Origin of the sequence: Streptomyces sp. NBC_01241, from assembly GCF_041435435.1 — a bacterium.
Lineage (GTDB): Bacteria > Actinomycetota > Actinomycetes > Streptomycetales > Streptomycetaceae > Streptomyces.
Map to the genome: position 1 here is coordinate 1,464,838 of NZ_CP108494.1, position 12,053 is coordinate 1,476,890.

Below are 12,053 nucleotides of genomic sequence, written 5' to 3' on the forward strand. Positions count from 1 at the left end.
TCACGGAGAGGGGGACACCGTTTCCGGTGTCCCCCTCTCGGCTGCTAGTCGCGGGCCGCGGTCAGATGCTCCGCGTGTTCCTGGAGGGAGCGGACGCCGACGTCTCCGTGGGTGAGCGCGTCGATGCCCTGTACGGCGGCTGCGAGCGCCTGGACCGTGGTCAGGCAGGGCACGGACCGGGCCACGGCCGCGGTACGGATCTCGTAGCCGTCGAGGCGGCCGCCCGTGCCGTACGGCGTGTTGACGATCAGGTCGACCTCGCCGTCGTGGATCAGCTGGACGATGGTCCGCTCGCCCTGCGGGCCCACGCCCTCGGACTGCTTGCGCACGACCGTGGCGTTGATGCCGTTGCGCTTGAGGACCTCGGCGGTGCCGGAGGTGGCGAGCAGCTCGAAGCCGTGGGCGACGAGTTCGCGTGCCGGGAAGATCATCGAGCGCTTGTCGCGGTTGGCGACCGAGATGAACGCGCGGCCCTTCGTCGGCAGCGGGCCGTACGCCCCGGCCTGCGACTTGGCGTACGCCGTGCCGAAGACCGCGTCGATGCCCATGACCTCACCGGTGGAGCGCATCTCCGGGCCGAGGACGGTGTCGACGCCGCGGCCGTGGATGTCGCGGAAGCGCGACCACGGCAGGACGGCCTCCTTGACCGAGATCGGCGCGTCGAGCGGCAGGGTGCCGCCGTCGCCGTTCGCCGGGAGCAGGCCCTCCGCGCGCAGCTCGGCGATGGTCGCGCCCAGCGAGATCCGGGCGGCGGCCTTGGCGAGCGGGACCGCGGTCGCCTTCGAGGTGAAGGGGACGGTGCGCGACGCGCGCGGGTTGGCCTCCAGGACGTACAGGATGTCGCCGGAGAGCGCGAACTGGATGTTGATCAGCCCGCGGACGCCGACGCCCTTGGCGATGCCCTCGGTGGAGGCGCGCAGCCGCTTGATGTCGTAGCCGCCGAGGGTGATCGGGGGCAGGGCGCAGGCGGAGTCGCCGGAGTGGATGCCGGCCTCCTCGATGTGCTCCATCACGCCGCCGAGGTAGAGCTCGGTGCCGTCGTAGAGCGCGTCGACGTCGATCTCGATCGCGTCGTCGAGGAAACGGTCGACCAGGACCGGCCGGGTGGGGCTGATCTCGGTGGACTCGGCGATGTACGAGGAGAGCCGCGTCTCGTCGTACACGATCTCCATACCGCGGCCGCCGAGCACGTACGACGGGCGTACGAGGACGGGGTAGCCGATCTCGTCGGCGATGGCCTTGGCCTCGGCGAACGTGGTGGCGGTGCCGTGCTTCGGGGCCGGCAGCCCGGCCTCGGCCAGGACGCGGCCGAAGGCGCCGCGGTCCTCGGCGGCGTGGATGGCCTCCGGGGACGTACCGACGACCGGCACGCCGTTGTCCTTGAGCGCCTGCGACAGACCCAGCGGGGTCTGACCGCCGAGCTGGACGATGACACCGGCGACCGGGCCCGCGAGGGTCTCGGCGTGCACGATCTCCAGGACGTCTTCCAGCGTCAGCGGCTCGAAGTACAGGCGGTCGGAGGTGTCGTAGTCGGTGGAGACGGTCTCCGGGTTGCAGTTGACCATCACGGTCTCGTAGCCCGCGTCGCTCAGCGCGAAGGAGGCGTGGACGCAGGAGTAGTCGAACTCGATGCCCTGACCGATGCGGTTGGGGCCGGAACCGAGGATGAGCACCGCGGGCTTGGTGCGGGCCGCGACCTCGGACTCCTCGTCGTAACTGGAGTAGAAGTACGGCGTCTTCGCGGCGAACTCGGCGGCGCAGGTGTCGACCGTCTTGTAGACCGGGCGGATACCGAGGGCGTGCCGCACCTCGCGCACGACGTCTTCGCGCAGGCCGCGGATGTCGGCGATCTGGGCGTCGGAGAAGCCGTGCCGCTTGGCCTCGGCGAGCAGCTCGGGGCCGAGCTCCTCGGCGGCGGCCAGCCCGTCGGCGATCTCCTTGATCAGGAAGAGCTGGTCGACGAACCAGGGGTCGATCTTCGTGGCGTCGAAGACCTCCTCCTGGGTGGCGCCGGCCCGGATCGCCTGCATGACGGTGTTGATCCGGCCGTCGGTCGGGCGGACCGCCTCGGCCAGCAGCTCGGCCTTGTCGCCGGGCTCACCCGTGAAGGAGAACTGCGAGCCCTTCTTCTCCAGGGAGCGCAGCGCCTTCTGGAGCGCCTCGGTGAAGTTCCGGCCGATCGCCATGGCCTCGCCCACCGACTTCATGGTGGTGGTGAGGCTGGAGTCGGCGGAGGGGAACTTCTCGAAGGCGAAGCGCGGGGCCTTGACCACTACGTAGTCGAGGGTCGGCTCGAAGGAGGCCGGGGTCTTCTCGGTGATGTCGTTCGGGATCTCGTCGAGCGTGTAGCCGACGGCCAGCTTGGCGGCGATCTTGGCGATCGGGAAACCGGTCGCCTTCGAGGCGAGCGCCGAGGAGCGGGAGACGCGCGGGTTCATCTCGATCACGATGACCCGGCCGTCGGCCGGATCGATGGCGAACTGGATGTTGCAGCCGCCGGTGTCGACGCCGACCTCGCGGATGATGGCGATGCCGATGTCACGCAGCCGCTGGTACTCGCGGTCGGTGAGCGTCATCGCAGGGGCGACGGTGATCGAGTCACCGGTGTGGACGCCCATCGGGTCGAAGTTCTCGATGGAGCAGACGACCACGACGTTGTCGTGCTTGTCGCGCATCAGCTCCAGCTCGTACTCCTTCCAGCCGAGGATGGACTCCTCCAGGAGCACCTCGGTGGTCGGCGAGAGGGTGAGGCCCTGGCCGGCGATGCGGCGCAGCTCGTCCTCGTCGTGCGCGAAGCCGGAGCCGGCGCCGCCCATGGTGAAGGAGGGACGGACGACGACGGGGTAGCCGCCGAGCGTCCCGACGCCCGCCAGGACGTCGTCCATGGAGTGGCAGATGACGGAGCGTGCGGACTCGCCGTAACCGATCTTCGCCTTGACGGCCTCGACGACGCCCTTGAACAGGTCGCGGTCCTCGCCCTTGTTGATGGCCTCGACGTTGGCACCGATGAGCTCGACGCCGTACTTCTCCAGGACACCGTTCTCGTGCATGGAGATCGCGGTGTTGAGCGCGGTCTGGCCGCCCAGCGTGGGCAGGAGGGTGTCGGGGCGCTCCTTGGCGATGATCTTCTCGACGAACTCGGGGGTGATCGGCTCGACGTACGTGGCGTCGGCGATCTCCGGGTCGGTCATGATCGTCGCCGGGTTGGAGTTGACCAGGATGACGCGCAGGCCCTCGGCCTTGAGCACGCGGCAGGCCTGGGTGCCGGAGTAGTCGAACTCGGCGGCCTGCCCGATGACGATCGGACCGGAGCCGATGACCAGGACGGACTGGATATCGGAGCGCTTAGGCACGCTGGCCCTCCATCAGGGAAACGAAGCGGTCGAAGAGGTACGCGGCGTCGTGCGGGCCCGCGGCCGCTTCGGGGTGGTACTGGACGCTGAAGGCCGGCTGGTCGAGGAGCTGGAGGCCCTCGACGACCTGGTCGTTCAGGCAGACGTGGGAGACCTCGGCGCGGCCGAACGCGGTGTCGGACACCTTGTCGAGCGGGGCGTCGACGGCGAAGCCGTGGTTGTGCGCGGTGACCTCGACCTTGCCGGTCGTACGGTCCTGCACGGGCTGGTTGATGCCGCGGTGGCCGTACTTCAGCTTGTACGTGCCGAAGCCGAGGGCGCGGCCCAGGATCTGGTTGCCGAAGCAGATGCCGAAGAGCGGGGTCTTCCGCTCCAGGACGCCTCGCATCACGGAAACGGGGTGGTCGGCGGTGGCCGGGTCGCCGGGGCCGTTGGAGAAGAAGACGCCGTCGGGCTCGACCGCGTACACCTCCTCCAGAGTGGCGGTGGCGGGCAGCACGTGCACCTCGATGCCGCGCTCGGCCATCCGGTGCGGGGTCATGCCCTTGATGCCGAGGTCGACCGCGGCGACGGTGAACTTCTTCGTGCCGATCGCGGGGACGACGTACGCCTCCTTGGTGGCGACCTCGGCGGAGAGGTCGGCGCCCACCATCTCGGGGGCCTGCTGAACGCGGGCGAGCAGCGTGGCCTCGTCGGCGAGTGCGTCGCCGGAGAAGATGCCGACGCGCATGGCGCCGCGCTCGCGCAGATGGCGGGTGAGGGCGCGGGTGTCGATGCCGCTGATGCCGACGACGCCCTGACGCTCCAGCTCCTCGTCGAGCGAGCGCCGCGAGCGCCAGTTGGAGGGCACCCGGGCGGGGTCGCGGACGACGTAGCCGGAGACCCAGATCCGTCCGGACTCGGGGTCCTCGTCGTTCACACCGGTGTTGCCGACGTGCGGGGCGGTCATCACGACGACCTGGCGGTGGTACGAGGGGTCGGTCAGCGTCTCCTGGTAGCCGGTCATGCCGGTGGAGAACACCGCCTCGCCGAAGGTCTCCCCCACGGCCCCGTAGGCACGGCCGCGGAAGGCGCGGCCGTCCTCCAGGACGAGTACGGCGGGAGCTTGGGCGGCTCCCCGGGTGGAGATCGTCATCGTGCGGTGCCTTCCGTAGTGCTGGTGAGATGGTTGATGGCCTCGACCCAGGCCGGGTGCTCGGCCGAGCGGTCGGAGCGGAAGCCGGAGTCGATCAGCTGGTCGCCGTGCGCCCAGGTGATGATCAGCAGGCCGCCCTCGGGGAGGACCTTGCCGGCGATGCCCTTGTCGAGCCGGGCCTCGCGCAGCGCGGCTGCCGGTACGAAGAAGTCGGCCGCTCCGGGGCGTACGACGTCGAGGCCCTGGTCGGTCAGGGTGAGCTCGACGCGGCTGCGGGTACCGAGGCCGTGGGCGACGATCCGGTCGAGCCACTGCCCGGCGGTCGTCGAGGCGTGGTAGCGGCCGGTCAGCGTCAGCAGCTCCTCGCCGTCGGCGAACCCCTCCGGGGTGGTGCCGAGTTCCGGCAGACCGGACTGGAGACTGCCCCGCCACTTCCATCCCTGGCGCATCAGCCAGTAGACGAAGGCGATGAGGACGAGCAGTCCGACGACCCAGCTGATGCGCGCGGGCCAGTCGGTCACTTCGGCCGACTTCTGCTCGGCGGCGAGCTGGAGGTACAGGGGGGTGAGTGATGTCACGCGAGCTTCCCGTCGACGACCGTGGCACGGCCCCGCAGGAAGGTGTGGGTCACTCGGCCCGGCAGCTCGCGACCCTCGTACGGAGTATTGCGGCTGCGGGACGCGAAGCCCGCGGGGTCCACGACACCACGGTATGCCGGATCGACCAGGGCAAGGTTGGCGGGCTCACCGGCCGAGACGGGCCGGCCGTGTCCGTCGAGACGGCCGATGGCGGCCGGACGGAACGACATCCGGTCGGCGACGCCCGCCCAGTCGATGAGGCCGGTGTCGACCATCGTCTGCTGGACGACGGAGAGCGCGGTCTCCAGGCCCACCATGCCCATGGCGGCGGCGGCCCACTCGCAGTCCTTGTCCTCGTGCGGGTGCGGCGCGTGGTCGGTGGCGACGCAGTCGATGGTCCCGTCGGCGAGCGCCTCGCGAAGGGCCATGACGTCGGCCTCGGTGCGCAGCGGCGGGTTCACCTTGTAGACCGGGTTGTAGGACCGTACGAGCTCGTCGGTGAGGAGCAGGTGGTGCGGGGTGACCTCGGCGGTGACGTTCCAGCCCTTGGACTTCGCCCAGCGGATGATCTCGACGGAGCCGGCGGTCGACAGGTGGCAGATGTGCACCCGGGAGCCGACGTGCGCGGCGAGCAGGACGTCGCGGGCGATGATCGACTCCTCGGCGACGGCGGGCCAGCCGCCGAGACCGAGTTCCGCGGAGACGACGCCCTCGTTCATCTGGGCGCCCTCGGTGAGGCGGGGCTCCTGGGCGTGCTGGGCCACGACGCCGTCGAAGGCCTTCACGTACTCCAGTGCGCGTCGCATGATCACCGCGTCGTCGACGCACTTGCCGTCGTCGGAGAAGACCTTCACCCCGGCGGCCGAATCGTGCATGGCGCCGAGCTCGGCGAGCTTCTTGCCCTCCAGGCCGACGGTGACGGCGCCGATCGGCTGCACGTCGCAGTAGCCGGACTCCTTGCCGAGCCGCCAGACCTGCTCGACGACGCCGGCGGTGTCGGCGACGGGGAAGGTGTTCGCCATGGCGTGCACGGCGGTGAAGCCGCCGACGGCCGCCGCCTTCGTCCCGGTGAGGACCGTCTCGGAGTCCTCGCGGCCGGGCTCGCGCAGGTGGGTGTGGAGGTCGACGAGGCCGGGCAGCAGGATCCGGCCCTCCGCCTCGACGACGGTCGCGTCGCCGGCCTCGATGCCGGTACCGACCGCGGCGATGGTCTCGCCGTCGATCAGGACGTCCTGGGGTTCGCCGCCGAGGATCTTCGCGCCGCGGATAAGGATCTTGCTCATGGTTACTTGTGCTCCTCGGTACGGGTGGCGGGCGACGGGTGGGGCGGGGCGGCGGGCTCGGAGCCGCCCAGCAGCAGGTACAGGACGGCCATGCGGATCGATACGCCGTTGGCGACCTGCTCGACGGCCGTGCACCGGTCGGAGTCGGCGACCTCGGCGGTGATCTCCATGCCGCGGACCATCGGGCCGGGGTGCATGACGACGGCATGCTCGGGCATCTTCGCCATGCGGTCGCCGTCCAGGCCGTAGCGGCGGGAGTACTCGCGCTCGGTCGGGAAGTACGCGGCGTTCATCCGTTCACGCTGCACACGCAGCATCATCACCGCGTCGGACTTCGGCAGCACCTCGTCGAGGCCGTAGCTGATGTCGCACGGCCACTGTTCGACGCCGACGGGGACGAGGGTCGGCGGGGCCACCAGCGTGACGTGGGCGCCGAGCGTGGTCAGCAGATGGACGTTGGAGCGGGCCACCCGGCTGTGCAGGATGTCGCCGACGATGGTGATCCGGCGGCCTTCGAGGTCGCGGCCGAGACCGATGTCGGCCCCGACGAGGCGGCGGCGCATGGTGAAGGCGTCCAGGAGGGCCTGGGTGGGGTGCTCGTGGGTGCCGTCGCCGGCGTTGACGACGGAGCCGTCGATCCAGCCGGAGGTGGCGAGGCGGTACGGGGCTCCGGATGCGCCGTGCCGGATGACGACGGCGTCGGCGCCCATCGCCTCCAGGGTCAGCGCGGTGTCCTTGAGCGACTCGCCCTTGGAGACGGACGAGCCCTTCGCGGAGAAGTTGATGACATCGGCGGAGAGGCGCTTGGCCGCGGCCTCGAAGGAGATGCGGGTACGCGTCGAGTCCTCGAAGAAGAGGTTGACGACGGTACGGCCGCGCAGGGTCGGGAGCTTCTTGATCGGCCGGTCCGCGACCCGTGCCATCTCCTCGGCGGTGTCGAGGATCAGGACGGCGTCGTCGCGGGTGAGATCGGCGGCCGAGATGAGGTGACGCTTCATCTGGGTGTTCTCCGGAGGTCTGGAGGGTTCAGGCATGCGGGCGCGCGGAGGCGGCCGTACGGGCTCGGGGTACGCCGTACGGGTGAAGTGCGGTTACTGCGCGCCCGCGGGGGCGGTCTGCTGGACACCGAGCAGCACGGCGTCGCGGCCGTCCTCCTCGGCGAGCTGGACCTTGACCGTCTCCCGCAGCGACGTGGGGAGGTTCTTGCCGACGTAGTCGGCACGGATCGGGAGTTCACGGTGGCCGCGGTCGACGAGGACCGCGAGCTGCACCGCGCGGGGCCTGCCGATGTCGCCCAGCGCGTCGAGCGCGGCGCGGATCGTACGGCCCGAGAAGAGGACATCGTCGACGAGGACGACCAGACGGCCCTCGATGCCCTCGCCGGGGATCTCGGTGCGGGCCAGGGCGCGCGCCGGGCGCAGCCGCAGGTCGTCCCGGTACATGGTGATGTCGAGGGAGCCGACCGGCATCTTCCGGCCGGTGATCTCCTGGAGTTTTTCGGCGAGCCGGCGGGCGAGGAAGACGCCCCGCGTCGGGATGCCGAGGAGCACCACATCATCGGCGCCCTTGGCGCGTTCGACGATCTCGTGGGCGATCCGGGTCAGTGCCCGGGCGATGTCGGGAGCCTCCAGAACGGGGCGTGCCGCGTTGCCGGTGGCTTCGTGCTGTGCGTCCATAAGAAACGGACCTCCTTCTCCGCCTCACGGGACGGACCTTAAAGGACGTCTAAATTGCGTCATCAACGTTACCAGGGCCTGTGCGAGGCCTTGGTCGCACCCCCGGAAGGTGCCGGTCCGGACCGTTCGGCTTGACGCAGCCAAGTAACGCTGCGTAACCTCACAGTGAGTTACCAGCCACGCGGCGGAGCCGCAGAATGTCCCAGCGTCCGGGGAGCCTTATGTCCAGCGAATACGCAAAACAGCTCGGGGCCAAGCTCCGTGCCATCCGCACCCAGCAGGGCCTCTCCCTCCACGGCGTGGAGGAGAAGTCGCAGGGCCGCTGGAAGGCCGTCGTGGTCGGTTCGTACGAGCGCGGCGACCGTGCCGTGACCGTGCAGCGCCTCGCCGAGCTCGCGGACTTCTACGGGGTCCCGGTGCAGGAGCTCCTGCCCGGTACGACGCCCGGCGGGGCCGCCGAGCCGCCGCCGAAGCTGGTCCTGGACCTGGAGCGCCTCGCCCACGTCCCGCCGGAGAAGGCCGGACCGTTGCAGCGCTACGCGGCGACGATCCAGAGCCAGCGCGGTGACTACAACGGCAAGGTGCTCTCGATCCGCCAGGACGACCTGCGCACACTCGCCGTCATCTACGACCAGTCGCCGTCCGTGCTGACGGAACAGCTGATCAGCTGGGGCGTACTGGACGCGGAGGCGCGCCGCGCCGTCGCCCACGACGAGGGCTGAGCCGCCTTCGCAGAAACGTGCCGCCGTGTTGGCGCGGGCCCTTCCGGGTGCCCCGCCGACACGGCGTTCTCGTTGTGGCAACCGGGTGTGCGGCAAGCCGGCGCACCCATGGCCGAAGGGCCCACCGCCATCCGGCCGTGGGCCCTTCGGCAGCTGAACGCCGCCGGAGGCTACTGCTCCCGGCGAAGGTTCGGCTTGAGGTCCTTGAACCGGGCGAGCAGCCCGTTCACGAAGGACGGGGAGTCATCGGTGGAGAACTCCTTGGCGAGCTGGACCGCCTCGTCGATCACCACCGCGTCCGGGGTGCCGTCCTCCCAGATCAGCTCGTAGGCACCGAGCCGCAGGATGTTCCGGTCGACGACCGGCATGCGGTCGATCTCCCAGTCCACGGCGTAGGTCACGATGAGGTCGTCGATCCGGTCCGCGTACTGCGCGTACCCCTCGACGAGCTCCATCGTGTACTCGGTGACCGGCGGCTGACGGGTGTCGGTCCGCGAATGCCGCACCCAGTCCGCGAGGACCGTCTGCACGGACTCACCGCGCTGGTCGGCCTCGAAGAGGATCTGGAAGGCGCGCTTGCGGGCCTTGTTCCGGGCAGCCACGGTTAGCTGTTCACCCGGCCGAGGTAGTCGCCCGTGCGGGTGTCGACCTTGATCTTCTCACCCGTGGTGATGAAGAGCGGGACGCCGATCTCGTAGCCGGTCTCCAGCGTGGCGGGCTTGGTGCCACCGGTGGAGCGGTCACCCTGGACGCCCGGGTCGGTGTGCTGGACGGTCAGCTCGACGGCGGCGGGCAGCTCGACGTAGAGCACCTCGCCCTCGTGCTGGGCGACGGAGGCGGTGAAGCCTTCGATCAGGAAGTTGGCGGCGTTGCCGACGGCCTTGCGGTCGACCATGAGCTGGTCGTACGTGTCCATGTCCATGAAGACGAAGTACTCGCCGTCCATGTACGAGAACTGCATGTCGCGACGGTCGATGGTGGCCGTTTCGACCTTCACGCCGGCGTTGAACGTCTTGTCGACGACCTTGCCGGACAGCACGTTCTTGAGCTTGGTGCGCACGAAGGCCGGGCCCTTGCCGGGCTTGACGTGCTGAAACTCGACGACGGACCAGAGCTGGCCTCCGTCGAGCTTGAGCACCAGGCCGTTCTTGAGGTCGTTCGTGGAAGCCACGGTTGCGGAATCTCCTGGACTGAAGCTGGTGGAACGACCGAGGATGCGCGCTAGAGCGCGAGCAGCTCCTTGGTCGTAATGGTGAGTAGCTCGGGTCCGCCGTCCGCCTCGGGGCGCACGACGAGCGTGTCATCGATCCGGACTCCGCCCCGGCCCGGGAGGTGGACCCCCGGTTCGACGGTGACCGGTACACAAGCGTCCAGTTTACCCATGGCCGCAGGTGTCAGCTGCGGGTCCTCGTCGATTTCGAGCCCCACCCCGTGCCCCGTCCACGGTGCGAGGCTCCGGCCGTGACCCGCGGAGTCCAGGATGTGGCGGGCGGCGCGGTCCACATCGCGGTAGGCCGCGCCCGGTACGAGGGCCTCGCGCCCAGCCCGCTGAGCGGCGAAAACCAGGTCGTAGAGCTCGATCTGCCAGTCGGCGGGCGTCGTCCCGATGACGAACGTACGGCCGATCTCACAGCGGTAGCCACGATAGTTGGCGCCGAGGCAGACGGAGAGAAAATCCCCTTCCTCCACCCGTCGGTCCGAGGGGCGGTGGCGCCCCTGGCCGGAGTTCGGCCCGGTGGCCACGGAGGTGGCGAAGGCGGGGCCGTCGGCGCCGTGGTCCACCAGGCGGCGCTCCAGCTCCAGGGCGAGATGGCGTTCGGTGCGGCCGACGAGGATCGATTCGAGGAGTTCGCCCAGGGCCTGGTCGGTGATCTCGGCGGCGATCCGCAGACAGGCGATCTCCTCCTCGTCCTTGACGACCCGGAGCTGCTCGACGGTGGCACCGAGATCGGCGAGCAGGAGCCGCGGGGCGACCGAGCCCATGGCCCGGTGACGGGAGACCGTCAGATGGTGTTCCTCCACGGCCAGGGACTCCGCGCCCGAGGAACCGGCCAGAGCGGCGGCTGCGACCACCGGATCGCCGTCGCGGTCCGGCAGCGGGGACACCCGCAGCTGATCGTCCGTGCGCCCGTCGGAGGAATCGTCGGCCGGGTCGCGGGGGCAGAACAGCACGTCCTCGCCGGGGCCGAGGAACAGCACGGCACCCGGGGGCGCTCCGCCCGCGAGATAGCGGACGTTGGCGGGGCGGGAGACCAGAGCGGCCGCGGATCCGACGGCGGCGCACCGGTCGCGGAGCTGCCCACGGCGGACTGCGTACACGTCTGACATGCCACGAGCCTACGAGCGGTGGCGCGGGCCTGCTCGGTCAGCGCACCCGACCGGGGGCCGCGGTCGGCCCTACCGGACCGGGAGAGCGGCCCGGCGAGGGTTCACCAGGACGGTGGGCTGGCTATGGAGCGGGCGAGTATGTCGTCGAGGACGCGGGCGGTGGTCTCCACGTCGTACGTCGAGTTGTCGATGATCGGCAGTCCGGAGCCGTACCAACCGGCCATCCGGCCGTGGATCCGGGCGACCTCCTCGTCCGAGAGGCGGCGGTTGCCGCTGCGGGCGGCATTGCGCTCCAGCACGATCTCCAGGCCGGGCAGCAGGACGACGGGCAGCAGCCCGGGGCCGACATGGCGTTTCCAGCCGCCGAGGCCGACGACCGGACGGTCCGGGAACACGGCGTCGTCCAGGATGCAGGAAATGCCGTTGGCGAGGAAGTTGCGCGCGGCGAAGCCACAGGTACGGCGGGCGAGGCGGTACTGGGCCTCGGAGTGGTCGTTCCACCCGGTCTGGGGGTCGGCGAAGCCGGAGCAGACCCATTCACGGACGTCGTCGAGGCTGACGTGAGCCGTGGGAACCCGGCGGCGGCTGGCCCAGAGCTTGGCCACGGTGGTCTTGCCTGCGCCCGCGGGACCGATCAGCAGGACGGCGAGGGTCGCGCTGCCGGTGCCGGGCCCGGCGGGTGGCGCGGGCAGCGGGACGGGGCCGCCGGGCGGCAGCTGGACGTGCCCGGCGGTCTCCCTGGAGGGCGGCACCGGGGCATGCTGCGGAGCGGGTCCGCTCCAGCCCCGGGGCGCGGGAGGGGTGGTGGGCGGCGGCCCCGGCTGTCCTGGGTGCTGGGCCTGGTGCGTCCAGCCGACAGGTCCGCTTCCGGGGCCTTGGGGCGGCGGCAGCGGGGCCCCCACTGCGTGCTGCATCCGGTGCCACTCCGTCTCGTACAGGCAACTGGCGCTGGTGGAACGGCAACCGTACCGTCCCCGG

11 protein-coding genes are annotated in these 12,053 nt (G+C 70.4%); 1 reads left to right on the top strand and 10 read right to left on the bottom strand.

Going from position 1 to position 12,053, the window contains the following annotated elements:
* Positions 1 to 44: 44 nt before the first annotated feature.
* The 6 genes from carB to pyrR all read right to left on the bottom strand — a co-directional run bounded on the left by carB (position 45) and on the right by pyrR (position 8,025).
* Entirely contained in the window at positions 45 to 3,353 is a 3,309-nt protein-coding gene (gene carB, locus OG306_RS06105; protein WP_266745087.1) for a carbamoyl-phosphate synthase large subunit, read from the bottom strand.
* Positions 3,346 to 4,488 (bottom strand): glutamine-hydrolyzing carbamoyl-phosphate synthase small subunit, encoded by a 1,143-nt coding sequence (gene carA, locus OG306_RS06110; protein ID WP_266745088.1) that lies wholly within the window; start codon positions 4,486 to 4,488, stop codon positions 3,346 to 3,348. Before carA ends, carB begins: the two co-directional genes overlap by 8 nt.
* Positions 4,485 to 5,066: a hypothetical protein gene (locus OG306_RS06115; RefSeq protein WP_266745089.1), complete on the bottom strand. Its 582-nt coding sequence runs from the start codon at positions 5,064 to 5,066 to the stop codon at positions 4,485 to 4,487. Before OG306_RS06115 ends, carA begins: the two co-directional genes overlap by 4 nt.
* On the bottom strand, positions 5,063 to 6,349 hold the full coding sequence (locus tag OG306_RS06120) for a dihydroorotase (RefSeq protein ID WP_266745090.1): 1,287 nt from the start codon (positions 6,347 to 6,349) through the stop codon (positions 5,063 to 5,065). The genes OG306_RS06115 and OG306_RS06120 overlap by 4 nt, the downstream gene beginning before the upstream one ends.
* 2 nt (positions 6,350 to 6,351) lie before the next feature.
* Positions 6,352 to 7,347, bottom strand: coding sequence for an aspartate carbamoyltransferase catalytic subunit (locus OG306_RS06125; RefSeq protein ID WP_266745091.1), 996 nt, complete (start codon positions 7,345 to 7,347; stop codon positions 6,352 to 6,354).
* Positions 7,348 to 7,440: 93 nt separating this feature from the next.
* Entirely contained in the window at positions 7,441 to 8,025 is a 585-nt protein-coding gene (pyrR, locus tag OG306_RS06130; RefSeq protein WP_266745092.1) for a bifunctional pyr operon transcriptional regulator/uracil phosphoribosyltransferase PyrR, read from the bottom strand.
* Between the two features lie 221 nt (positions 8,026 to 8,246).
* On the opposite strand from pyrR, the gene bldD reads away from it, so the two are divergent.
* Positions 8,247 to 8,747: a transcriptional regulator BldD gene (gene bldD / locus OG306_RS06135; protein WP_266745093.1), complete on the top strand. Its 501-nt coding sequence runs from the start codon at positions 8,247 to 8,249 to the stop codon at positions 8,745 to 8,747.
* A gap of 170 nt (positions 8,748 to 8,917) precedes the next feature.
* On the opposite strand, the gene nusB is transcribed toward bldD, so the two are convergent.
* The 4 genes from nusB to OG306_RS06155 form a co-directional block, all read right to left on the bottom strand.
* Positions 8,918 to 9,349: a transcription antitermination factor NusB gene (gene nusB, locus OG306_RS06140; protein ID WP_266745094.1), complete on the bottom strand. Its 432-nt coding sequence runs from the start codon at positions 9,347 to 9,349 to the stop codon at positions 8,918 to 8,920.
* 2 nt (positions 9,350 to 9,351) lie between these two features.
* A complete protein-coding gene (gene efp, locus OG306_RS06145) occupies positions 9,352 to 9,918 on the bottom strand; it encodes an elongation factor P (RefSeq protein WP_266745095.1) in 567 nt (188 codons plus the stop codon).
* A 50-nt stretch (positions 9,919 to 9,968) separates the two neighbouring features.
* Positions 9,969 to 11,075, bottom strand: coding sequence for an aminopeptidase P family protein (locus OG306_RS06150; protein WP_266745096.1), 1,107 nt, complete (start codon positions 11,073 to 11,075; stop codon positions 9,969 to 9,971).
* A gap of 101 nt (positions 11,076 to 11,176) precedes the next feature.
* Positions 11,177 to 11,989 carry a Pro-rich N-terminal domain-containing protein gene (locus OG306_RS06155; RefSeq protein WP_266745097.1) on the bottom strand — a complete coding sequence of 271 codons (813 nt, stop codon included), beginning with the start codon at positions 11,987 to 11,989 and terminating at the stop codon, positions 11,177 to 11,179.
* Positions 11,990 to 12,053 lie beyond the last annotated feature (64 nt).

Excerpts from the sequence above, each read along its gene's own strand:
- carA (WP_266745088.1), bottom strand. The coding sequence starts at position 4,488 with ATGACGATCTCCACCCGGGGAGCCGCCCAAGCTCCCGCCGTACTCGTC.
- OG306_RS06120 (WP_266745090.1), bottom strand. The coding sequence starts at position 6,349 with ATGAGCAAGATCCTTATCCGCGGCGCGAAGATCCTCGGCGGCGAACCC.
- OG306_RS06125 (WP_266745091.1), bottom strand. The coding sequence starts at position 7,347 with ATGAAGCGTCACCTCATCTCGGCCGCCGATCTCACCCGCGACGACGCC.
- pyrR (WP_266745092.1), bottom strand. The coding sequence starts at position 8,025 with ATGGACGCACAGCACGAAGCCACCGGCAACGCGGCACGCCCCGTTCTG.
- bldD (WP_266745093.1), top strand. The coding sequence starts at position 8,247 with ATGTCCAGCGAATACGCAAAACAGCTCGGGGCCAAGCTCCGTGCCATC.
- OG306_RS06150 (WP_266745096.1), bottom strand. The coding sequence starts at position 11,075 with ATGTCAGACGTGTACGCAGTCCGCCGTGGGCAGCTCCGCGACCGGTGC.
- OG306_RS06155 (WP_266745097.1), bottom strand. The coding sequence starts at position 11,989 with ATGCAGCACGCAGTGGGGGCCCCGCTGCCGCCGCCCCAAGGCCCCGGA.